The sequence below is a fragment of the Ancylobacter moscoviensis genome, from assembly GCF_007559435.1.
Lineage (GTDB): Bacteria > Pseudomonadota > Alphaproteobacteria > Rhizobiales > Xanthobacteraceae > Ancylobacter > Ancylobacter moscoviensis.
Map to the genome: position 1 here is coordinate 1,126,827 of NZ_VMBP01000001.1, position 21,521 is coordinate 1,148,347.

Genomic DNA, 21,521 nt, shown 5'->3' on the forward strand with positions numbered 1-21,521 from the left:
AGGATGGCCGCCCGTCGAACAGGGGGCGCGAATGCCGGAGCACGAGGAGAGGCAGGACGAGGTCGAGGCGCTGCTGATGCGGGCCGCGCGGCACGCCGCCGCCTACCGCACCGCGCCGCCCGCGCCGCAGTCCGCCTCAACCTATGCCGAGGCGGTCCGCGCCTTCGACGGCGTGCTGCCGGAGGAGGGCGAGGGCGGCCCCGGCGTGATCGAGGATCTGGTGCGCCGCGCCGGCCCCGGCCTTCACGCCACCACCGGCCCGCGCTTCTTCGGCTGGGTCATCGGCGGCTCGCATCCGGTCGGCCTCGCCGCCGACTGGCTCACCGCCGCCTGGGGGCAGAACACCGCGAACCACGTGGCGGCCCCCGCCGCCGCGGCGTCGGAGACGGTCGCCGCCCGCTGGCTGCTCGACGTGCTGCGGCTGCCGCCGGAATCCTCCGTCGGCTTCGTCACCGGCGCGACCATGGCGAGCTTCGTCGGCCTGGCGGCGGCGCGCGGCGCGGTGCTGCGCCGCGTCGGCTGGGACGTCGAGGCGAAGGGCCTGTTCGGCGCTCCGCCGGTGCGCGTGGTCATCGGCGACGAGGCCCATGCCAGTGTGTTCTCCGCCCTGCAATATCTCGGCTTCGGCGCGGCGAGCCTGCTGCGCGTGGCGACCGATGCGCAGGGCGTCATGCGCCCCGAGGCCTTCGACGCGGCCCTGTCCTCCGATGCCGCCGGCGACGGTCCGCTGATCGTCGTCACCCAGGCCGGCCAGATCAACACCGGCGCCTTCGATCCGCACGCCCACATCGTCGGGCGCGCCCATGCGCGCGGCGCCTGGGTGCATGTGGATGGCGCCTTCGGCCTGTGGGCGCGCGCCTGTCCCTCCCGCGCCGGGCTGGCGGACGGCGTGGAACGCGCCGATTCCTGGGCGACGGACGGCCACAAATGGCTGCAGACGCCCTTCGACTGCGGCTACGCCATCGTGCGCGACGCCGAGGCGCACCGCCGGGCCATGACCATCGCGGCGAGCTACCTGCCGCCGGCGGGCGGCACCGAGCGCGATCCCTCCCATTACGTGCCGGAGCTCTCGCGCCGCGCGCGCGGCTTCGCCACCTGGGCCTTGCTGCGCCATTTCGGCCGCGCCGGCATCGCCGCGATGGTCGAGCGCCATTGCGCGCAGGCGCGGCTGCTGGCGGAGTTGCTCGAGCCCGAGCCCGGCATCGCCGTGCTCAACGAGGTGGTGCTCAACCAGGTGCTGGTGCGCTTCGGCGCGGACAGGCCGGAGGAGGAGGGCGACGCGCTCACCCTCGCCGCCATTGCCGCCGTCCAGGCGGACGGCACCTGCTTCGCCGGCGGGGCGAAATGGCGGGGCCGCTGGGCGATGCGGGTCTCCATCATCGGCTACGCGACGGGAGAGGACGACATCCGTGCCTCGGCGGAAGCGATCCGGCGCTGCTGGCGCTCCGTCGCCTGCGCCGCTGTGGGCCGCTAGCGCCTTGTCCCTTCGGACGGTTTCCTCCGGACGGAAAGGGCTCTAAGACACGCCGGCTGTCGGGGGATACGGGCGCGTGCGGGCGCGGCCGGGCGCAGAGGGGGCGACATGACGACGGGAGAGACGGGCCTCATCTACAAGATCGCGCCGCGCGCGCTCTGGCAGGCGGCGGAAGCCGCCGGCCGCTTCGCGGGCGCGCCGGTCGACGTGCAGGACGGCTTCATCCACTTCTCCACGAGCGCCCAGGTCGCCGAGACCGCCGCGAAGCATTTCGCCGGGCAGGACGACCTGCTGCTGGTCGCCATCCGCACCGCGCGCCTCGATCCCGCGCGGCTGCGCTGGGAGCCCTCGCGCGGCGGCGCGCTGTTCCCCCATCTCTACGGCCCGCTCGCCCTCGATGCGGTGGCGTGGGTGCGCCCGCTGCCGCTGGCGCCGGACGGGCGGCATCTCTTCCCGGCGCTGGAGGACTGAAGGCGATGAGCACGCTTCTCGATCTCGCCTTGCCGGTCGCCCGCCTGCTCGACCCGGAGACCGCCCACGGCCTCGCCATCCGCGCGCTGTCCGCGCTGCCCGCGCGCCCCGTGCCGGTGGACGACCCGCGCCTCGCGGTGGAGGCGTTCGGCATGCGCTTTCCCAATCCGGTGGGGCTGGCGGCGGGCTTCGACAAGGAGGCCGAGGTGCCCGACGCCATGCTCGGCGCCGGCTTCGGCTTCGTCGAGGTCGGCACCATCACCCCGCGCCCGCAGCCGGGCAATGCGCGCCCGCGCAATTTCCGCCTCGCCGAGGACCGGGGGGTGATCAACCGCTACGGCTTCAACAGCGGCGGCCATGCGCCGGCCGCCGCGCGCCTCGCCGGCCGCAAGGGCCATGGCCGTCCGTGCGCCGGCATCGTCGGCGTCAATGTCGGGGCCAACAAGGATTCGGTCGATCGCGCGGCGGATTATGTCGCCGGCATCTCCGCCTTCGCCGGCCTCGCCTGCTACTTCACCGCCAACGTCTCCTCGCCCAATACGCCAGGGCTGCGCGACCTGCAGGAGGAGCACGCGCTCGACGACCTGCTGGCGCGGGTGATGGAGGCGCGCGACCGCGTCGCCCCGCAGGTGCCGCTGCTCCTGAAGATCGCGCCCGATCTCGCGCTGGCCCATCTCGACGGCGTGGTGGAAGTGGCGCGCCGGCGCCGCATCGACGGGCTGATCGTCTCCAACACCACCATCGCCCGCCCGGCCACGCTGCGCTCGCCTTTCAAGGCGGAGACCGGCGGGCTTTCCGGCCGCCCGCTGTTCCCGCTGTCCACCCGCATGCTGGCCGAGGTCTATGTGCGCGCCGAGGGCGCCTTCCCGCTGGTCGGGGTCGGCGGCATCGACAGCCCCGAGACGGCGATCGCCAAGCTGGAAGCCGGCGCGAGCCTGATCCAGCTCTATTCGGCGCTGGTCTATGAGGGGCTGGGGCTGGTGCCGCGCATCAAGCAGGGGCTGCTGGACCGCCTCGCCGGGGAAGGCGTGGCGCTGCCCGCGCTCACCGGGCGGCGCGCGCGCGATCTGGTCGCCTCGCCGTTCCCCGCCTAGAGCCTTTTCGAGCGAAGCGGGCACCGGTTCGCGTGAAGAAATGCGACAACTCAAAAATCCAGAGCGTTTCAATGGTTCCGCTAAACCATGAAACGCTCCGGCGCCTTCATGGCGCGTGCGGGGCGGTGAAGGGCTTTTAGCCCATGCAGGCGTTTTCCGTCGCGCTGTAGCCGGCCGGTCGCGGCGCGCTCTTCTGCGGCGGGCCCCGGCCGAGGGCGCCGTCCGAGCGCGCCCGCAGATAGATGAAGATGGCCTCGACATAGCACATCACGTTCGGGTTCACCCCGAAGGCCGGCATCACCAGTTCCTGGCTCGTGTTCACCGTTTTCTTGCCGTTGGTCACGGTGTCGAGGAACCGGTCGTAGCTCAGCGTCTGCAAGGCATCGACGAGCGAGGGGGCGAAGCTCGAGCCGAGCCCGTCCGGGCCGTGGCACTGCATGCAGTTCGCGGTGTAGCGGAGGTAGCCGACCGAGGTGTACCAGTCGACGGTGCCGTCCTTGTCGATCTTGTAGGTCGGGTTGCCCTGCCGGTCGCTGTACTCGCCGCCGGAGGAGCTGGCGGGTGCCGGATCGCCCGATCCGTCCGCCCCCACCGGCGACGGCGCGAATGGCAGAAGCGCGAGAAGAAGCGCGACAAGAAGCGTGGCGTTGGCCCCGTTGCGCATGGTCATGGCGTTCCCCGGCGCTCCGGCTTCTCGTTCCATGGCGTCGTGGCGGGCCGGAGCACGGGCGATCCTCCCGCCGGAGGCCGGGCCGGTCAAGCCGCCGCCCGGCATGGCCGGGACGCCGACCCGGCGCCTTCAGGCGAAGGTGCGCCGTTCCAGCGCCGGCAGCCGCAGCGCCAGGAACAGGCCGCGCCCGGCCATGAAGATGAGATAGGCGAGCCACAGCCCGGTATTGCCGAGCGGCAGGGTCAGCCACCAGGCGAGGAAGAACAGCGCCACCGCCGGGAACATCAGGTTGCGCATGTCGCGCGCCCAGGTGGAGCCGGCATAGATGCCGTCATAGGCGAAGGCGGCGACGCCGAGCAGCGGCGTCAGCGCCGCGAGCGGCAGGAACTCCCGGCCGACCCGGCGCACGTCCTCGTTGGCGGAAAGCAGGTCGATGACGCCGCCGCCGCCGGCCATCAGGAGCAGCGTCGCCGGCGCGGCGAAGCCGAAGCCCCAGAACAGCACCATGCGCACGGCGCGGCGGAAGCCGGGCCCGTCCTTGGCGCCCACGCTCTGGCCGCAGATCTGCTCGGCGGCGGTGGCGAAGCCGTCGAGGAAGAAGGCCGTCACCATCACGATGTTGTAGAGCACGGCGTTGGCGGCCAGCGTCGCGTCGTCCTGGCGGGCGCCCTGCGCGGTGAAGAACAGCAGCACGCTCATGATCAGCGCCGTGCGGATCATGATGTCGCTGTTCACCGCCACCGTCTCGATCAGCCGCGCCCGGTCGAGCACGGCGCGCCAGGGCATCCGCCAGTCGCGCCCGATGAGGCGCGCGGCGGCGCCGAGGCCGAACAGCGTGCCGACCGCCTCCGCCAGCACGTTGGCCGCCGCCGCGCCGGCGATGCCGAAATCCCAGTGCAGCACCAGCAGCACCGTAGCGGCGGCGTTCACCGCGGCGATGAGGATCTGCAGGCCGAGGCCGATATCGGTGCGGGCGATGCCGACCAGCCAGCCGAGAATGGCGAAGTTGCCGATGGCGAAGGGGGCGGAGAGGATGCGCACCGAGAAATAGAGCGCCGCCGCCACGTGCACCTCCTCGCTGGCGCCCATCGCCAGGAAGGCGAGGGAGGAGAGCGGGGCGTGCACGAGGATCAGCACCAGCCCGATGGCGGCGGCGATCAGCAGCGCGCGCACCAGCACGGCGCGCAGCTCCATCGTCTCGCGCCGGCCGAGCGCCTGCGCTGTCAGCCCGGCCGTGCCCATGCGGATCGAGCCGAAGATCCAGAACACGAAGTCGAACAGCAGCGCCCCGACCGCCACCGCGCCGAGCAGCGCCGCGTCGCCCAGCCGGCCGATGGCGCCGGTGGCGACGAGGCCGAGCAACGGCGTCGTCATCTGCGCCAGCGTCGCCGGCAGCGCGATGGTCAGGAAGCGCCGGGAGGAGACCTCGACCCGGCCGGCGTGCAGGCTCACGGCATCAGCGTCCGCGCCCGGCGACGCGGGTGATCAGCCAGAGCGGGATGACGATGACGGCGCCCAGCAGGAAATAGCGCCACAGCCGCTCCACCGTGTCGAAGCCGAAATTGAACAGGTGCCGGACCAGGCTCTCCAGGCTCGACAGGATGTTCAGCGGGTCGAGCCCAAGCGCGGAGAGGATGACGCCGACCACCACCGACAGCAGCACGAGGCGGACCAGCACCCAGAAGGGCGAACCGCCCATCCAGCGGGCGACGTTGTTGTCGGACATGAATCACGCTCCTCCGATGGGCGATTTCGCCTTCCCTAGCACGCCCGAAGGCCGGCGGGGAGCGTGGCCTTCCTCCCCGATCATCCGCTCCAGCGTCGCCAGCCGGTCGGCCTCGCCCGGCGGCTTGTCCCAGCGCAGGCGGGCGATGCGGGGGAAGCGCATGGCGAGGCCCGAGCGGTGACGGGTGGAGCGCGCCAGCCCCTCGAACGCCACCTCCAGCACCAGCCCCTCGGCGGCCGTATGCACCACCTCGCGCACCGGCCCGAAGCGGTTGACGGTGTGGCGGCGCACGAAGCGGTCGATCTCCATCAGCTCGGCGTCGGTGAAGCCGAAATAGGCCTTGCCCACCGGCACCAGCTCGCCCTCGCCGGAGCGCTCGCCGGTCCACACCCCGAACGTGTAGTCCGAGTAGTAGGAAGAGCGCTTGCCGTGCCCGCGCTGGGCGTACATCAGCACGGCGTCGACGCTGTGCGGGTCGCGCTTCCACTTCCACCACGGTCCCTTGGGCCGGCCGGGCAGGTAGAAGCTGTCGGCGCGCTTGAGCATCACCCCTTCCACCGCCTCGGCGTCGGCGCCGGCGCCGTGGGAGGCCGGGTCGGCCCGCGCCTGCGCGAGCTCGTCCCACGTCGCGAACGGCACCAGCGGCGAGAGGTCGATCCGCCCGTCGCGCGGATGGGCGGCGACCAGCGCCTCCAGCCGCGCCCGTCGCGCGTCGAAGGGCAGGTCGCGCAGGTCCTCGCCCGCCGCCGCCAGCAGGTCGTAGGCGCGGATATGGGCGGGGAATTCCGTGAGCAGCTTCGGCGAGACCACCTTCCGGTTCAGCCGCTGCTGCAGCACGTTGAAGGACTGCACCCGCCCCTCGCGCAGGATCAGCAATTCGCCGTCCACCGCGCCGTCGAAGGCGAGCGCGCCGGCAAGGTCCGGGAAGGCGGTGGAGACGTCCTCGCCGGTGCGGCTGTAGAGCCGCGTCACGTGCCGCCCGTCGGCGCCGGCCGCCCGCACCGCCTGCACGCGAATTCCGTCCCATTTCCATTCGGCGCGGAAATCGGCGGGGTCGAGGCTCCCGAAATCCCCGTCCTCCACCGGATGGGAGAGCATCACCGGGCGGAACGGCGCGGGGTCGTCGGTCTGCGGGCGCGCGCCGCGCCCTTCCGCCCAGGCGAACAGCGCCTCATAGGGCGGCTTCAGCCCCGGCCACACCAGCTCGATCTCGTCCGGCGTGCGCTCCCCCAGCGCCGCCACCGCCGTCTTGGCGAGGCGGGCGGAGACGCCGATGCGCAGCCCGCCGGTGATCAGCTTCAGGAGCGCCCAGCGGCCGGTCTCGTCGAGCCGGTCGAGCAGGCTCGCGAGCACCGCCGGCAGCTCGGCGCGGCCCATATGGGCGAGGGCGTGCACGATGGCGGATAGGGGGACGTCCTCTTCACCTCTCCCCACGGGGAGAGGGTTGGGTGAGGGGGCGCCCGGCGTCGGCATCGCCCGTGGCGGCGCCGGCCACATCAGCGCCACCGTCTCCGAGAGGTCGCCGACATAGTCATAGGACAGCGCGAACAGCACCAGGTCGGTGCGTTCGGAAATGAGCTGGCGGATCAGCCCCGGCTTGGCGTTGCGGAAGGAGAGCGCGCCGGTGAGCGCCGCCAGCGCCCAGCCGCGCTCGGGGTCGGGCGTATGGGCGAAATAATCGGCGATGAACGCGATCTTGCCGTTGCGGCGCGGCTCGTAGGCGAGCCGGTCGAGCAGCGCGGCGAAGCGGTTCACGGCTGCGCCTCCGGGCTTTCCGGGGCGGGCGTGTCAGGGGCGGCCGTGTCCGCGGCGGCGGTCGTCTCCGCCTCCTCCTCGCCATAGCCCACCATGTGCAGCGGGCGCGCCCTCAGCCCGGCGAGCCCCGCCCAGTGCACCAGCGCGTCCTCCTGGCCGTGCGTCACCCACAGCTCCTCGCAGCCGGTGGCGAGGATCGAGGCCTGAAGGTCGTCCCAGTCGGCATGGTCGGAGATGATCAGCGGCAGCTCCACGCCGTTCTGCCGGGCGCGGGCGCGGATGCGCATCCAGCCCGAGGCGAAGGCGGTGACGGGATCGGGGAAGCGGCGCGACCAGAGATCGGTCATCGCGCCGGGCGGGCAGATGACCACCGCGCCCGCCAGCTCCGCCGGCGCCGCGTCGCGGGCGAGGCGGACCGCGCCGAGCGCGATGCCCTCGGAGCGGTAATAGTCGGTCAGCCGCTCCATCGCGCCGTGGATCAGGATGGGGCGCTCGTGCCCGGCGGCGCGCAGGAGCGCCATCACCCGCTGCGCCTTGCCCAGCGCATAGGCGCCGACGAGATGCGCCCGCTCGGGAAACAGCGCCAGCGAGGCGGTCAGCTTCGCCGTCTCCTGTGCCGGATCGGGATGGCGGAACACCGGCAGGCCGAAGGTCGCCTCGGAAATGAAGACGTGGCAGGGCACCGGCTCGAACGGTTCGGCCGTCGGGTCGGCTCCCGGCTTGTAGTCGCCGGAGGCGACGATGGTGCAGCCCTGCCGGTCCAGCGCGATCTGCGCCGAGCCGAGGATATGCCCGGCCGGGTGGAAGGTGACGCCGACCCCGTTCACCTCCAGCCGCTCGCCATAGGCGGCCGCCTGCGTCGTCCCCGCGAAGCCCTCGCCGTAGCGGATCGCCATGATGTCGAGCGTCCGGCGCGTCGCCATCACCGCGCCGTGGCCGGCGCGCGCATGGTCGGAATGGCCATGGGTGATGAGCGCGCGGGCCACGGGCCGCGTCGGGTCGATGAAGAAGTCGCCGGCGGGCGAGTAAAGTCCCTGTGGCGTGGAATGGAGAAGCTCTTCCGGGCGCATCGCGGAAGATATATAGGGCGGCGCGCCCGATTTCCGCGAGACGCCTCGCGGAGGCCCATCGTCAGAGAACCACCCGCATGAGTGCAGGCAGGCTCATCCGTTCGTCCGGCGACCCGCTTGTCGATCGCCGGATCGACTGGGCGCGCGCGCTGATGCAGGAGGGAAACGCGGCGGACGCCGCCGAGCTTCTGGCCGAAGCGGTGGCCCGCGCCGGCCATTACGCCCCCGGCTGGTTCCTGCTCGGCGAGGCGCGGGAAGCGGCGGGCGACGCCGCGCAGGCGCGCGAGGCCTTCGGACAGGCGCTCGCCCTCGATCCCGGGGACACGTTCGGCGCGGCGCTGCGCCTCGCCCGGCTCGAAGGCGAGGTGGCGAGCATGAGCGAGGCCTATGTGCGCGTCCTGTTCGACCAGTATGCGGACCGTTTCGACGTCGCCCTCGCCCGGCTGGACTATCGCGGCCCGGAGCTGATCGACCGCGCGCTGGAGGCCGCCTGCGCCGCGTTGGAGCGGCCCTATGCCTTCGCCCGCGGGCTCGATCTCGGCTGCGGCACGGGGCTGGTCGGGGCGCGGCTGGTCGAGCGCATCGGCTTCATGGAGGGCGTCGACATCTCGCCCAACATGGTCGCCCACGCCCGGCGCCGGAAGATCTACGACGCGCTGGCCGTGGGCGAGATGGTGGCCTTCCTGAAGGAGCGGCCGGCGCGCGAGGCCGATCTCATCTTCGCGGGCGACGCCTTCTGCTATCTCGACGGGCTGGGCCCGGTGCTGGCGGAAGCGCGCCGCGTGCTGGAGCCGGGCGGGCTGCTCGCCTTCACCACCGAGACGCATGGCGGGGAGGGCGTCCTGCTGCGCGACACGCTGCGCTTCGCCCATGCGGAAGCCTATGTCCGCGCCGCGCTCGCCGAGGCCGGTCTGGCCCTGCGGCTTCTCACCGACGAATGGGTGCGCAAGGAAAAGGGCGAGCCGGTGCCGGGGCTGGTGGTGGTGGGGATGCGCGAAAGCTGACCGCTTGGCCGCCAAATGGGCGGACCCACCCGGCCCATCCCCGCCGTCATGGCCGGGCTCGGCCCGATCCTCCCCGTTCTCTCACCGTCATGGCCGGGCTTGTCCCGGCCATCCACGCCTTCCTGCCCGCGCCCCGGCCCAAGTCGTGGATGCCCGGGCCAAGCCCGGGCATGACGGCGCTTTTTGTCCCAAAGCATCCCCGTCATGCTGAGGCGCCGGTCGTCAGTCCGGCCTCGACGCACGCAGGCCGGCAAAGGCGCCCGACATGCGGCCCTCGGCCCTCTCCACCTTCCCGCCGTCATGGCCGGGACAAGCCCGGGCATGGCGGCGCAAGGGCTGAAACCCTGCTGTCCCTCCAAACTCTCCCCCGCCCGCGGGGGAGGTGGTCCGCGAAGCGGGTCGGAGGGGTGGCATCCGCGCGCGCCCCCTCGCATTTCCGCGCGCAGGCATTAGCTTCTCGCCGTGCCGATCATGGACAGCGTACCCGACGACCTCCTCCCCGAGCCCTTCCGCCGCTGGTTCGCCGGCCGGGGATGGGCGCCGCGCGCCCATCAGCTCGCGCTGCTGGCGAAGGCGCGGGCCGGGCGCTCCACCCTGCTGATCGCGCCCACCGGCGCGGGCAAGACGCTGGCCGGCTTCCTGCCGACCCTCGTCGAGCTCGCCGGGCGCCCGAAGCCGCGCAACAGCGCCCGGCCGCCGGGCCTGCACACGCTCTACATCTCGCCGCTGAAGGCGCTGGCGGTCGACGTGGCGCGCAATCTGGAGCGGCCGGCGGCGGAGATGGCGCTGCCCATCCGCATCGAGACCCGCACCGGCGACACGCCCGCCGCGCGCCGTCAGCGCCAGCGGCGCGACCCGCCGGACATCCTGCTCACCACGCCCGAGCAGATCGCCCTGCTGCTCGCCTCGGCGGACGCCGAGCACCTGTTCGCCGACCTCAAGCGCATCGTGCTGGACGAGCTGCACGCGCTCGCCGGCTCCAAGCGCGGCGACCTGCTCGCGCTCGGGCTCGCCCGGCTGCGGCGCCTCGCGCCCGCTGCGCAGACGGTCGGTCTGTCGGCGACCGTGGCCGATCCCGACACGCTGCGCCGCTGGCTGGTGCCGCAGGACGGGAAGGGCGCGATGGGCGATATGGTGGTCGCCGAGGCGGGGGCGGCGCCCGACCTTTCCATGCTGGAAAGCGTCGCCCACGTGCCCTGGGCGGGGCACACGGCGCGCCATGCCCTCGCGGAGATCTACGGGCTGATCGCGGCCAACACGACGACGCTCGTCTTCGTGAACACCCGCATGCAGGCCGAGCTGCTGTTCCAGGAGCTGTGGCGCATCAACGACGCCAACCTGCCCATCGCGCTGCATCACGGTTCGCTCGACGTCGCCCAGCGCCGCAAGGTCGAGGCGGCGATGGGCGAGGGGCGGCTGAAGGGCGTGGTGTGCACCTCCTCGCTGGATCTGGGCATCGACTGGGGCGCGGTCGATCTGGTGATCAACGTGGGCGCGCCAAAGGGCTCCTCGCGCCTGATGCAGCGCATCGGCCGCGCCAATCACCGGCTGGACGAGCCCTCGCGCGCCGTGCTCGTGCCGGCCAACCGCTTCGAGGTTCTGGAATGCCGGGCGGCGCTGGAGGCGGTGCGGGCGGGGGCGCAGGACGGCGCGGTGATCCGCACCGGCGCGCTCGACGTGCTGGCCCAGCACGTGCTCGGCATGGCCTGCGCCGCGCCCTTCGCGGCGGACGAGCTGTTCGCGGAAGTGACCTCCTCCGAGCCCTATGCCGACCTCTCCCGCGCCGATTTCGACGACGTGATCGATTTCGTCGCCACCGGCGGCTACGCGCTGCGCGCCTATGAGCGCTTCGCCCGCATCCGCCGGATGAAGGACGGCCGCTGGCGCGTGGCCAACCCGCAGGTGGCGCAGCAGTACCGGCTGAACGTCGGCACCATCGTCGAGGCGACCATGCTGAAGGTGCGCCTCGCCGGCGCGAAATCCCGCTATGGCGGGCGGGTGCTCGGCGAGGTGGAGGAGTATTTCGCCGAGCAGCTCAGCCCCGGCGACACTTTCGTCTTCGCCGGCGAGGTGCTGGAATTCCTCACCATCGTCGAGAACGAGGTGCGCGCCGCCCGCACCAGCGCCACCGAGCCGAAGGTGCCCTCCTACGAGGGCGGCAAGTTCCCGCTCTCCACCTTCCTCGCCGCCGGCGTGCGCGCGCTGCTGGCGACGCCCGCCCGCTGGCCCGCCTTGCCGGGACAGGTGCACGAATGGCTCGACCTGCAGCGGCGCCGCTCGCGCCTGCCGGGCCGCGAGGACCTGCTGGTCGAGACCTTCCCGCGCGGCGGGCGGCATTATCTGGTGGCGTACCCCTTCGAGGGACGCCTCGCCCACCGCACGCTCGGCATGCTGCTGACCCGCCGCCTCGACCGCGCCGGCCTCCACCCGCTCGGCTTCATGGCCAACGACTACGCCCTCGCCATCTACGGCCTTTCCGACCTCTCGGCGGCGGTCGGCGGCGGGCGGCTCTCCCTCGACGGCCTGTTCGACGCCGACATGCTGGGCGACGACCTCGAGGCCTGGCTCGCCGAGACCTCGCTGATGAAGCGCACCTTCCGCCAGTGCGCGGTCATCGCCGGGCTGATCGAGCGCCGCTTCCCCGGCAAGGAGAAGAACTCCCGCCAGGTGACGATGTCGACCGATCTCGTCTATGACGTGCTGCGCCGCCACGAGCCCGGCCACCTGCTGCTGCGCGCCGCCCGCGCCGATGCGGCGACGGGGCTGCTGGACATTCGCCGCCTCTCCGACATGCTCACCCGCATCCGGGGGCGAATCGACCACGTCGCCCTGCCGCGCGTCTCCCCGCTCGCCGTGCCGGTGATGCTGGAGATCGGGCGCGAGATGGTGGCGGGCGCGGCGAACGAGGCGCTGCTCGCCGAGGCCGAGGACGAGCTGATCCGGGAGGCGATGAATGGCGCGGCCTGACGGGGCACCGGCGGACCAGACACCGGCGGAGGGCGACGCGGCGCGGGTTCCCGCCCAGGATTCCGCCGACGACGGCATCCTGCTCGCCGGCGTGCACCTGCTGCTCGATCCCGCCGGCGCCCTCTACTGGCCGGAGGAGCGCCTGCTGGTCGTCGCCGACCTGCATCTGGAGAAGGGCTCGGCCTTCGCCGCCCGCGGCGTGCCGCTGCCGCCCTATGATTCCCGCGCCACGCTCGCCTTGCTGGAGCGCATCGCCGCCCGCTGGCAGCCGCGCGCCATCGTCGCGCTGGGCGACAGCTTCCACGACCGCGGCGCCGCCGCACGGCTGGGCAGCGACGAGCGCGCCAGCCTCGCCGCGCTGGGGCGCGGGCGCGAGATGATCTGGATCGCCGGCAATCACGATCCCGATCCCGCCCCCGAGCTCGGCGGCAACCATCTCGATTTGCTGCGCCTCGGGCCGCTGACGCTGCGCCACGAGCCGGCGCCCGGCTTCGTGCGGGGCGAGATCGTCGGGCATTTCCATCCGGTGGCGCGCCTCGTGCAGCGCGGGCGCAGCCTGCGGCGCCGCTGCTTCGCCACCGACGGGTCGCGGCTCGTCATGCCGGCGCTGGGCGCCTATGCGGGCGGGCTGAACATTCGCGACGCCGCGCTGGCCGGGCTGTTCGTGCGCGATTACGCCGCCCATCTCGTCGGCGCCGCCCGCACCTACCGCATCGCCCATCACGCCTGCCTGCCAGATCGCGCGGGCTGAAAAAGCCCAAGGGAACCACGTCATGCCCGGTCCCGGACCGGGCACCCACGAGTTCTCCCGGTCCAAAGACGTGGAGGACCGGGACAGGCCCGGCCATGACGTCGTTCGGGTGGATGGGCGTCGAGGTTCAGCGCGAGGCGACCTCCGCGCGAGGCCGTCTCCGCGCGCGGCCATCTCCGCGCGCGGCCGTCTCAGCGCGAGGCGGTCTTGCGCGGCATGCCGTCGTTCCAGCCGGTGGCCGAGCTGTCATTGGCCAGCGCGTCGACCACCTGCGGCGTCCAGCCCTCCACCTCCTGCCGGACCGCCGCGAGCGTGCGCGGGTCGAGCCGGTCGCCGATCTCGTCGCGCTTGGCGGCGGCCTCGCCGTCGCCGCGGGCGGCGGCGAGCGCGAACCAGCGCCAGGCCTCGGGCGGGTTCATCGCCACGCCGAAGCCGCGGGCGTAGAGCACGGCGAGATTGTACTGGCTGTCGCGCACCCCGTGCTCGGCGGCGCGGGTGAACCAGGCGGCGGCGTTGCGGTAGTCCGGCGGGTTGTCGACGCCGGAGGCCAGCAGCACGCCGAGATTGTGCATGGCCGAGACGTTGCCGGCGTCGGCCGCCTGCACATAGAGCTGGCGCGCCTTGGCGACGTCGCGCGGCACGCCGTCCATGCCCTTCTCGTAGATCATGCCGAGCCGGTAGGTCGCGGGCACCGAGCCGTTGGCCGAGGCGTAGGCGTACCATTCGGCGGCGCGGGCGGCGCTGGGCGCCACGCCTTCGCCGTCCATGAAGCGCCGGGCGATCTCGAAGGCCGCGCCGGGGTCGCCGCCCAGCGCGGCGGCGCGCAGCGCCTGACTGGCGATGCCGCCGGGCAGCTCGGTCGGCAGCGACATGCTGGAAGGGCCGATCGGCGCCACCGGGGCGGCGGGCCCGACGGGAGCGCCCTGCGGGTTGGCCGGCAGCCCGGCCGGCGGCTGGGGACGTGGCGCGGCCTTGCCGATCGAGCCGGTGACATCGTCCGGCGTCGGTGCCGGGCGGGCCGCCGGAGGCAGCGTCGCGGTGGCCGAGGAGGTCGGCGCGAAGGCGCGCAGCTGGCCGTCGCGCAGCTGCGTCAGCAGGTGCCAGGAGCCATAGGCCAGCGCCGAGCCGCACAGGCCGATCAGCAGCATGGCGCGGATGCGCGCCAGCCAGCGGGTGGGCTGGCGGCGATGGCGGTCGGCGATATGGCTGCGCAGTTCCGGCGGAATGGTGCCGGCCGGCTGGGCGGCGCGTCGGGCCTGGGCGATGAAGGCGGCGCGGCTGGGCGCGCCCGTCGCCGCGCCGGTCGCCGCCGCCGGGGCCTCGCCCGGCACGATGCCGCGCGCGGCGGCCTGTGCGTCGAGGTCGACCGGGCGGAAGTCGAACTCGTCCTCCAGTGCGCGGGCGAGCAGCGAGGCTTCGTCGCGGCGGTGGTCGAGCGCGGCCGGCTCGTCCGAATGCGGCGTGTCGGCGGTTTCGATGTCGGCGGTGTCGGTGGTCTCGATCTCGGCGGACGGGACCGAGGCCGGCGCCCCCGCCGCGACCGGACCGGCGCCGAGCGCGGCCGCCGCCCCGGCGGAACGGTTCAGTTCCTCCAGCGCGGCCCGCATGAGCTGGGGCTCGAAAGGCTTGGGGATCGAGGCCGGCGGCGGCGTGAAGCTGGCCTCGACCACGGGCTCGGCCGGAGACGTCGCCACGGCCTCGGCGGCCGGGGCGGGCGCCGCCGATACGGCCGGCATCGCGGCCACCGGAGCAGCGGCAACCGGGGCCGTCTGGGCAGAAGCGGTCGGGGCAGAAGCCGTCGGAGCCTTCGCCTCGACGGCGGCGATCTCGCGCCGGATCCGCGCGCCGCCGTTCGGGTTGCCGCCATTGCCCGGCGGACGGGGGTGCGAGCCCGCGAGGAAGGTGGCGCGGGTCTCTTCCATCTGGATGAAGAGGTCGTTGACGCCGCGCTCGATGCTGGAGAGCTGGCCGGCGATCTCGGCGCCGGCGACCGCCTTCTCGATCCTCTGGGTGAGCTCGCCGATCTGCCGGCTGAGATCGTCGAGGCGCGGCCCGTTGTCGGGGATGGAAATCGGGCGCTCGATCCGTTCGATGCGCTCGGACAGGCCCTTGATCATCGTCTCTATGCCGGCCGGCAGTTCGCGGCGGGCGCTGGCGAGGCTGGTCTGGATGGCGTCGAGCCGGCCGACGAGGTCGTCGAGCGGGATGACCGGCGCCGGCTGGTTGCCGATCTTGTCGGCCAGCGTGTCGAGGCGCCGCTCCAGCGAGCCGACCGCCGTGCGGAAGGCGCGGTCCTCGTTGGCGGCCATGTCGGAGACCTTGGTCGCCAGCATGGACACCTGCTCGGCGAGCAGGCGCACCGAATCCGAGGAGAGGGTGCGGGCCAGCAATTCGCGGATCTCGCCGGCCTGCGCCTGAAGGCGGGCAACGGTGGCGCCGTCCACCATCTTGGCGTTGACGATGTCGAGCTTGCGCTCCAGCGCGTCGATGCGCCCGAGCAGCAGCGCCGGGTGTTCGGGCAGCTTCAGCCCGCCGATCATGTCGCGCAGGGCGACCAGCGTGCTGCGCAGGTCCTCGTCGCGCGAGCCGGAGCGCTCCACCCGGTCGGCAAGCTGCTGCACCACGCGCTGCAATTCGTCGACCGCGCGGCGCGGGGCCAGCGTGGCGAGCGACTGGCGCATGCCGCCGAGCTCGCCCTGCAGCACCGAGAGCGCGTCGCCGACGGCCGTCTGCACGGCCGCCGAGGACATGGCCGGTGCCGCCGGTGCGAGAGTCGGTGTGGGCGTCGATGCGGCGCGGGGCGGGAAGCCGCCGGCGGCGAAGGGATCGCGGACGAAGCGCTCGCTGATCGCGTCGCGGGGCGCGCTCTCCCGGCGGGCGGGCGCCGGGCGCGGCTCGCGGGCGGGATTTTCGCGGCCAAGGTTTTCGCGGCCAAGATTTTCGCGACTAACGCTCTCGCGGCCAACGCTCTCGCCGGAGTAGGGCCCGCGTGAAACCGGCTCGCGGGAATAGGGCTCGCGCGGGGCCGGCGCTTCGGCGGTCCGGCGGCGGGGGGCGCTGTCGAGTTCGTTCTGGCGCGCGGCGATCTCGGCCACGGCGGCCTCGATGGCGTTCGCCGTGACCGGGCCGCTCGGCGGCGCCGTCCGGGGCGTCTCCGTGCGCGGCGGGATGAGGTGCATGGACGCCAGCCGCTGGTCGATCTCGTGGATCGCCTCCTGGAGCCGCTGGTCGGCATAGGCGGAGCCGGTCGAAGCCGGGCGCGCGGGAGGCGCCGCGACCGGCGCGGGCTCTTCCGGCGCGTAGGCGCTCGCCTCCATCGGCGCGCAGGCGCCTGCCGCCATGGCGGGGCGGGTCATCCCGGCATGGGCCGTCCCGGCGTTCGCCGCGCCGGCATGCGGCGCATAGGGCGCGTCGGCGTAGCCCGTCGCGGCGTGAGCCGCGTGCGCATCGTCGGTGTTGGAAGGCAGCGTATCGGGATGGACCATGTTTCCGAGCCGGCCGACCTCGCTGGTCAGCTGCTCGATCCGGCGCTGCAATTCGGCGACGCCGCCCGCCGCCTCGGCGGGAGCGGCGGTTCCGGCGGCGGTGGTTCCGAGGAGCTGTCCCCGCAGCCACTGGTCGAGCGGCATGCCCGCGCGCTCGGCGGCTTCGCTCATGGCTTTCCAGGCTTCGGGGGCGATTTGCCCGGCCGTCGAAGGGGCCCCTTGCCTCACCTTTTTCTCCGTCGCGTCCGGCGCCATGAGCGGCGGGAATCGCCGCGGCGGCTCTGGCGGCTGCCGGACGCAACTGTTTCGAAACTTGGTAAATGGCGCGTTAATGATACCGCCGATTAACCATGCCGGCGCGGGAACGTGACGCGAAGGCCGACGCGGGCTCGCGATCGCGCGGCATGACCGGTCGGCGGCCGCCCCGCGCGGACGGGATACGGCAGACGGGATACGGCAGGCGGACCGGCGTGCCGCCGGGGAGATCCGCGCCGGTATCCAAGTATGTCGTGCACGACTCTTCCATCGCTGCTCCGGCGCGATGCTACGGCCCCTGCTACTCAACGCTACGCATTTCGCTACCCTGCCGGCTACGCCCGGCCGGAGTTGCGCATTCCGCGATTAGTGACGCAAAATCAACGACTTGATTTCGCGTTTAACAGTAAGTTGCCCTAACGTAGGGTGTGACTTTCTCCCCTTGCGGCAACCGGTCTGCGAAAGTTGCGACAACACCCCTGACGTGTTGCCATTTCCCAGCCGGAGTTGCCGACATGGATTTCACCTCCTTCGAGGCCGAACGTACGGCCGATGCTCACTCTTCCCGTTCCGGGGAGAGCGCCTTCTTCACCATCGGCGACCTCGCCCGCGAGTTCGGCGTGACGCTGCGCGCCCTGCGTTTCTACGAGGATAAGGGCCTCCTCGCCCCCCGCCGCGAGGGTCTGACCCGTCTCTACAGCGCCGCCGAGCGCGACCGGCTTGCTATCATCCTGAAAGGCAAAAAACTCGGCTTCACCCTCGCGGAGATCAAGGCGATGGTGGCGTTGCGCGAGGGTAGCGCCGTGCCGGCTGGCGGTCTCGCGCTGACCAGGGAGAAGTGCGCCGAGCAGCTTGCCCTGCTCGAGCAGCAGAAGGTTGAGATCGAGGAAGCCATCGGCGAGTTGCGCCATATGGTTGCCGCCTTCGCTGCCCGCCCGGCGGCCTGACCCTCGTCAGAATTACTCTTCTCTCCAAGATCCTCCAGGACCAAGGTTGGCGGCGCCCTTCGTGGGCGCCGTCGGCATTTTGCGGGGACATTGGCGCATCAATAAAGGCGCGATCCGGTTTCACAGAGCCGGAAAGGGCACTAGCGTACGGGCCGTGGTCGGATCGCCCTGTAGATTCGGCACTCTGGATACGCGTGCGAAGTGGCCCTCATGTCTCGTTCCATCGACTACTATTTCTCCATCGTCAGCCCCTGGGCCTTCATCGGCCACGCTCCCTTTCTCGATGTGGCGCGGCGCCACGGCGCACGGGTCAATTTCCGTCCCGTGTTTCTCGGTGAGCTCTTTGCCGATACGGGCGGCCTGCCTCTCCCTCGCCGCCACCCGGCCCGCCAGCGCTACCGGCTGGTGGAGTTGAAGCGCTGGCGCGAGGCGCGGGGGATCGATTTCCATGTGAGCCCCGCGCACTGGCCGTTGGATGCCAAGCATGGCGACCGGCTCGTCATCGCCGCACAGATCGCCGGTCACGACGCGGCGCCGCTCATCGCGCGTCTGATCTCGGGCGTCTGGCAGCGCGAGGAGAATATGGCCGACCCCGCGACGCTGGCGGAGGTGCTGGCGGAACTCGGCCTGCCGGCGGAGCTGCTGGAAATGGCTGCCGCTGACCGGACTGCCGTCATCTACCAGGCGAACCACGACGCGGCGGTGGAGGCCGACGTGTTCGGCTCACCAGCCTATGTTCTCGACGGCGAGGTGTTCTGGGGGCAGGATCGGATCGACCTGCTCGACCGCGCGTTATCGAGCGGGCGCGCGCCGTTCACGCCGTGAGCCGGCGCGTCGCGTGAGGGGAGGGCCGGATATGCGGCTAATCACCATCGGAACCGGGGCAGCGCTGGTGCTGGCCCTGGCGGGTTTCCATGCGGCTCTGGCGCAGGCACCGTCGGCGACAGGCGAGAGCACGCGCTTCACCATGCAGCCCGTCGAGGGCGGGCTGATCAAGCTCGACACGACGAATGGCGCCATGTCGTTCTGCTCGATGAAATCCGGCGCCTGGGTCTGCGAGGCCGTTCCGGAGGACCGTGCAGCGCTGGAGGGCGAGATCGCCCGGCTGCAGGCACGCCTTGCCGAGTTGGAAAAGGGACGCGCCGGCGCGGGCACGGGTGGCGTGCCGGACATCATGGCGCCGCCGGAGCCTGCCCGTCCGGGCGAGCCTCCTTCCGCAAAGCCTGTGCCGCCGGCCGATGATCCCGAGCTGTCCGAGGACGCGCGCAAGCGTCTCGATCAGGCGATGGACATGGCGGAGCACGTGTTCCGCCGCTTCTTCGAGATGGTCGACCGCCTGCGCGGCGTGGCCCCGCAACAGCAGGGCCAGAGCCTTTAGTTCGTCCTAGCAGGCCGAGATGAAGGCATGCGTGCGGGCGAGCGCCTGGTCGGCCAGGCTGCCGGGGAAGCCGATGAAGACATGGCAGCCGCCGGGATAGACGGCGAGTTCCGCCGGGTTGCCGGCGGCGAGCCAGCGCGGCGCCATGAACAGCGTGTCGTCCAGAAGCGCGTCGCGTGTGCCGATGGTAAAGAGCGCCGGCGGCAGGCCCCTCAGGTCGGCGTGCAGCGGTGAGATGTCCGGGATGGCGATGTCGCCTCCCTCGCGCAGATAGTGGCCGACGAAGACGTTGATGTCGCGCGTGTTGAGCACGAGTGGCTCGTCGCCCCATTGCCGGGCGCTGGGCGTCAGGCCGAGATCGTAGCACCCGGCGTTGAGGTTGGCGGCGCGGAAGGGGGTTAGGTCGTGCCGGTCGCGTAGTCGCAACAGGGTAGCGACCGAGAGATTCGCACCGGCGGATTCGCCGCCGATGGCAAAGCGATCGGTGCCGAAACGCGCCGGCCCCTCGCGCAGAAGCCACAGGGCGGCGGCTTCGCAGTCGTCGGGCGCGGCGGGATAGGGCACCTCCGGGGCCAGCCGGTAGTCGACCGAGACCACGGCGAAGCCGGTGCGCTCGACGAAGCGGTGGTTGAGCCCGTCATTCTCGCGCGCCGAGCCGAGGCACCAGCCGCCGCCATGAATGTGCAGATAGACGCCGCGCGCCGGCTCCGGCGGGGTGAGGATGCGCAGCGGCACCGGACCGTGCGGCCCATCGATCTCGATCACCTCGGCATAGGGGCTCTCGGGCGACAGCGGGAAGGGACCCTTGCCCTCCAGACGCAGCTTGCGCAGCATCGCCATGGGAAACACCCAGCGATCCGGCACCGCGCCGAGCGCCTTGACGATGGCGGCGTTCACCGCCCGCGTGTCCGGGGCGACGGCGGCAGGATCGAACAGGGCGGGGTCGACGACGAGCGCAGAGGAGGACCGGGACGGGCGGTCGGGCAGCGGAGAAGACATGAGGCGGGGACGCTCCGGCGATAGCGTTGGGGAGGGCCTGTCATCAGGGGCTGATCCGTCCTATCCAAACCCAGCCGGGTCCGTTCGTCCAGCGCTGACCCGAGGGCAAGGAGGCGTCCATGGCGAAGATCCGGCAGGGCGAGGTGCGGGAAAGCGCGGTAACGCGGCGCTTTTCGACGGTGCTCGCGGTCGATACGGACGGGTGCGGATTTATCGAGATCACGCGGGCGGTGGCGGCGTTTCTCGAAAGCGTGGGCGCGCGGGAGGGAGACGTGTCGGTGTTCTGCCGCCATACCTCGGCCTCGCTCACCATCCAGGAAAACGCCGATCCGGACGTGCGGATCGACCTGCTCACGGCGCTCGACCGGCTGGCGCCGGAGCAGGCCGGCTGGGTGCACGATCTCGAAGGGCCGGACGATATGCCCGCCCATATCAAATCGGTGCTGACCGGCGTCAGCCTGGCCGTGCCGGTGAGCGAGGGACGCATGGCGCTCGGCACCTGGCAGGGGCTCTATCTCGTCGAGCATCGCGCCCGCCCGCACCGGCGTGAATTGGTTGTAGCCTTTGTCGGCGAGGCCCACTAAAGGTCGTTGTGGTTACCTTGCGAAGGGGTCGTGCCGGACAAGGCCGCCATGCGGCTTGCGGCGACGGTTTCGGCGCACCATGATCGCGGCGCGGACTTGCGGCGAGCGCATGTCCGCGTGGGGAGAGGGCCGCTGCGCGTGGATACGACGACGAGTTTCCGTTTGGTGATCGCGGACGACCATCCGCTTTTCAGGGGTGCGCTGCGCGAGGCGATGTCGCGCCAGTTTCCGGCGGCGGAACTATTCGAGGCCGGCGGCTTCGAGGAGCTTCAGGCGCTGCTGGAACGCGAGAGCGATCTCGACCTCATCCTGCTCGACCTGACCATGCCGGGCGTGCGCGGCTTCTCGGGGCTCATGTATCTGCGCGCGCAATATCCCGGTATCCCGGTGGTGGTCGTCTCCGCCAATGAGGAGGCGGGCGTCATCCGCAACTGCATGGAATTCGGCGCCTCCGGCTTCATCCCCAAGACCAGCGCGGTCGAGACCATGCGCGAGGCGATCGCCGCCGTGCTGGAAGGGCGCACCTGGACGCCGCCCGATGTCGACCTGTCCGGCGGCTCCGACAAGGAGACGCAGGCCCTCGTCGCCCGCCTCGCCACGCTGACCCCGCAGCAGGTGCGGGTGCTGATGATGCTGTCCGAGGGGCTGCTGAACAAGCAGATCGCGTATGAGCTCGGGGTTTCCGAGGCGACCGTGAAGGCGCATGTCTCGGCCATCCTTCAGAAGCTCGGCGTGGAAAGCCGCACCCAAGCGGTGATCGCCGCCTCGAAGATCGAGGGCGGCACCTGGGCACAGGCGGCGGGGTGATTTCCCTTAGTATCCTCATCACCGGGTCAGGCCCGGGGATGAGGACGTGTCCGGTGGGCCGGCTTGTCTATGATCGACAGCGAT

At 72.0% G+C, this 21,521-nt stretch carries 18 protein-coding genes; 11 read left to right on the forward strand and 7 right to left on the reverse strand.

Annotated features, from left to right (window positions below; translation table 11 throughout):
* Positions 1-31 precede the first annotated feature (31 nt).
* The 3 genes from FO470_RS05250 to FO470_RS05260 all read left to right on the forward strand — a co-directional run bounded on the left by FO470_RS05250 (position 32) and on the right by FO470_RS05260 (position 3,039).
* A complete protein-coding gene (locus FO470_RS05250; protein WP_144341818.1) occupies positions 32-1,474 on the forward strand; it encodes a pyridoxal phosphate-dependent decarboxylase family protein in 1,443 nt (480 codons plus the stop codon).
* Between the two features lie 108 nt (positions 1,475-1,582).
* Positions 1,583-1,945, forward strand: a complete 363-nt coding sequence (locus tag FO470_RS05255) for a DUF952 domain-containing protein (protein ID WP_144341819.1) — start codon at positions 1,583-1,585, stop codon at positions 1,943-1,945.
* A gap of 5 nt (positions 1,946-1,950) precedes the next feature.
* A complete protein-coding gene (locus tag FO470_RS05260; RefSeq protein WP_144341820.1) occupies positions 1,951-3,039 on the forward strand; it encodes a quinone-dependent dihydroorotate dehydrogenase in 1,089 nt (362 codons plus the stop codon).
* 136 nt (positions 3,040-3,175) lie between these two features.
* Here FO470_RS05260 and FO470_RS05265 read toward each other — a convergent pair whose 3' ends face one another.
* The 5 genes from FO470_RS05265 to FO470_RS05285 form a co-directional block, all read right to left on the reverse strand.
* Complete coding sequence (locus FO470_RS05265; RefSeq protein WP_418655035.1) at positions 3,176-3,709, reverse strand: c-type cytochrome, methanol metabolism-related; 534 nt, start codon at positions 3,707-3,709, stop codon at positions 3,176-3,178.
* Positions 3,710-3,838: 129 nt separating this feature from the next.
* Entirely contained in the window at positions 3,839-5,155 is a 1,317-nt protein-coding gene (locus tag FO470_RS05270) for an MATE family efflux transporter (RefSeq protein ID WP_144342076.1), read from the reverse strand.
* Positions 5,156-5,165: 10 nt separating this feature from the next.
* Entirely contained in the window at positions 5,166-5,435 is a 270-nt protein-coding gene (locus FO470_RS05275) for a DUF6460 domain-containing protein (protein WP_144341821.1), read from the reverse strand.
* A 3-nt stretch (positions 5,436-5,438) separates the two neighbouring features.
* A complete protein-coding gene (locus FO470_RS05280; RefSeq protein ID WP_144341822.1) occupies positions 5,439-7,190 on the reverse strand; it encodes a cisplatin damage response ATP-dependent DNA ligase in 1,752 nt (583 codons plus the stop codon).
* Complete coding sequence (locus FO470_RS05285) at positions 7,187-8,260, reverse strand: ligase-associated DNA damage response exonuclease (RefSeq protein WP_144341823.1); 1,074 nt, start codon at positions 8,258-8,260, stop codon at positions 7,187-7,189. Before FO470_RS05285 ends, FO470_RS05280 begins: the two co-directional genes overlap by 4 nt.
* 77 nt (positions 8,261-8,337) lie before the next feature.
* On the opposite strand from FO470_RS05285, the gene FO470_RS05290 reads away from it, so the two are divergent.
* From FO470_RS05290 to pdeM, 3 genes are all read left to right on the forward strand, one after another.
* A complete protein-coding gene (locus FO470_RS05290) occupies positions 8,338-9,264 on the forward strand; it encodes a methyltransferase (protein ID WP_144341824.1) in 927 nt (308 codons plus the stop codon).
* Between the two features lie 471 nt (positions 9,265-9,735).
* Positions 9,736-12,231: a ligase-associated DNA damage response DEXH box helicase gene (locus FO470_RS05295; RefSeq protein WP_186291840.1), complete on the forward strand. Its 2,496-nt coding sequence runs from the start codon at positions 9,736-9,738 to the stop codon at positions 12,229-12,231.
* Complete coding sequence (pdeM, locus tag FO470_RS05300) at positions 12,218-12,982, forward strand: ligase-associated DNA damage response endonuclease PdeM (protein WP_144341826.1); 765 nt, start codon at positions 12,218-12,220, stop codon at positions 12,980-12,982. The genes FO470_RS05295 and pdeM overlap by 14 nt, the downstream gene beginning before the upstream one ends.
* A gap of 191 nt (positions 12,983-13,173) precedes the next feature.
* Here the strand turns inward: pdeM and FO470_RS05305 are convergent, their stop codons facing one another.
* Positions 13,174-16,638, reverse strand: coding sequence for an SEL1-like repeat protein (locus tag FO470_RS05305; RefSeq protein WP_144341827.1), 3,465 nt, complete (start codon positions 16,636-16,638; stop codon positions 13,174-13,176).
* 599 nt (positions 16,639-17,237) lie between these two features.
* On the opposite strand from FO470_RS05305, the gene FO470_RS05310 reads away from it, so the two are divergent.
* From FO470_RS05310 to FO470_RS05320, 3 genes are all read left to right on the forward strand, one after another.
* Complete coding sequence (locus FO470_RS05310; protein ID WP_144341828.1) at positions 17,238-17,669, forward strand: MerR family transcriptional regulator; 432 nt, start codon at positions 17,238-17,240, stop codon at positions 17,667-17,669.
* A gap of 210 nt (positions 17,670-17,879) precedes the next feature.
* On the forward strand, positions 17,880-18,494 hold the full coding sequence (locus tag FO470_RS05315; RefSeq protein WP_144341829.1) for a 2-hydroxychromene-2-carboxylate isomerase: 615 nt from the start codon (positions 17,880-17,882) through the stop codon (positions 18,492-18,494).
* Positions 18,495-18,525: 31 nt separating this feature from the next.
* A complete protein-coding gene (locus tag FO470_RS05320) occupies positions 18,526-19,047 on the forward strand; it encodes a hypothetical protein (RefSeq protein WP_144341830.1) in 522 nt (173 codons plus the stop codon).
* Between the two features lie 6 nt (positions 19,048-19,053).
* On the opposite strand, the gene FO470_RS05325 is transcribed toward FO470_RS05320, so the two are convergent.
* Positions 19,054-20,046: an alpha/beta hydrolase gene (locus FO470_RS05325; RefSeq protein ID WP_144341831.1), complete on the reverse strand. Its 993-nt coding sequence runs from the start codon at positions 20,044-20,046 to the stop codon at positions 19,054-19,056.
* Between the two features lie 119 nt (positions 20,047-20,165).
* On the opposite strand from FO470_RS05325, the gene FO470_RS05330 reads away from it, so the two are divergent.
* Together FO470_RS05330 and FO470_RS05335 are read left to right on the forward strand one after the other, a co-directional pair.
* Positions 20,166-20,630, forward strand: a complete 465-nt coding sequence (locus tag FO470_RS05330; RefSeq protein ID WP_144341832.1) for a secondary thiamine-phosphate synthase enzyme YjbQ — start codon at positions 20,166-20,168, stop codon at positions 20,628-20,630.
* Positions 20,631-20,768: 138 nt separating this feature from the next.
* Positions 20,769-21,437 (forward strand): response regulator transcription factor, encoded by a 669-nt coding sequence (locus FO470_RS05335; protein WP_144341833.1) that lies wholly within the window; start codon positions 20,769-20,771, stop codon positions 21,435-21,437.
* The last annotated feature ends 84 nt before the right edge of the window (positions 21,438-21,521 follow it).

Excerpts from the sequence above, each read along its gene's own strand:
- FO470_RS05250 (WP_144341818.1), top strand. The coding sequence starts at position 32 with ATGCCGGAGCACGAGGAGAGGCAGGACGAGGTCGAGGCGCTGCTGATG.
- FO470_RS05255 (WP_144341819.1), top strand. The coding sequence starts at position 1,583 with ATGACGACGGGAGAGACGGGCCTCATCTACAAGATCGCGCCGCGCGCG.
- FO470_RS05260 (WP_144341820.1), top strand. The coding sequence starts at position 1,951 with ATGAGCACGCTTCTCGATCTCGCCTTGCCGGTCGCCCGCCTGCTCGAC.
- FO470_RS05265 (WP_418655035.1), bottom strand. The coding sequence starts at position 3,709 with ATGACCATGCGCAACGGGGCCAACGCCACGCTTCTTGTCGCGCTTCTT.
- FO470_RS05275 (WP_144341821.1), bottom strand. The coding sequence starts at position 5,435 with ATGTCCGACAACAACGTCGCCCGCTGGATGGGCGGTTCGCCCTTCTGG.
- FO470_RS05285 (WP_144341823.1), bottom strand. The coding sequence starts at position 8,260 with ATGCGCCCGGAAGAGCTTCTCCATTCCACGCCACAGGGACTTTACTCG.
- FO470_RS05290 (WP_144341824.1), top strand. The coding sequence starts at position 8,338 with ATGAGTGCAGGCAGGCTCATCCGTTCGTCCGGCGACCCGCTTGTCGAT.
- FO470_RS05295 (WP_186291840.1), top strand. The coding sequence starts at position 9,736 with ATGGACAGCGTACCCGACGACCTCCTCCCCGAGCCCTTCCGCCGCTGG.
- pdeM (WP_144341826.1), top strand. The coding sequence starts at position 12,218 with ATGGCGCGGCCTGACGGGGCACCGGCGGACCAGACACCGGCGGAGGGC.
- FO470_RS05305 (WP_144341827.1), bottom strand. The coding sequence starts at position 16,638 with ATGAGCGAAGCCGCCGAGCGCGCGGGCATGCCGCTCGACCAGTGGCTG.
- FO470_RS05310 (WP_144341828.1), top strand. The coding sequence starts at position 17,238 with ATGGATTTCACCTCCTTCGAGGCCGAACGTACGGCCGATGCTCACTCT.
- FO470_RS05315 (WP_144341829.1), top strand. The coding sequence starts at position 17,880 with ATGTCTCGTTCCATCGACTACTATTTCTCCATCGTCAGCCCCTGGGCC.
- FO470_RS05320 (WP_144341830.1), top strand. The coding sequence starts at position 18,526 with ATGCGGCTAATCACCATCGGAACCGGGGCAGCGCTGGTGCTGGCCCTG.
- FO470_RS05325 (WP_144341831.1), bottom strand. The coding sequence starts at position 20,046 with ATGTCTTCTCCGCTGCCCGACCGCCCGTCCCGGTCCTCCTCTGCGCTC.
- FO470_RS05330 (WP_144341832.1), top strand. The coding sequence starts at position 20,166 with ATGGCGAAGATCCGGCAGGGCGAGGTGCGGGAAAGCGCGGTAACGCGG.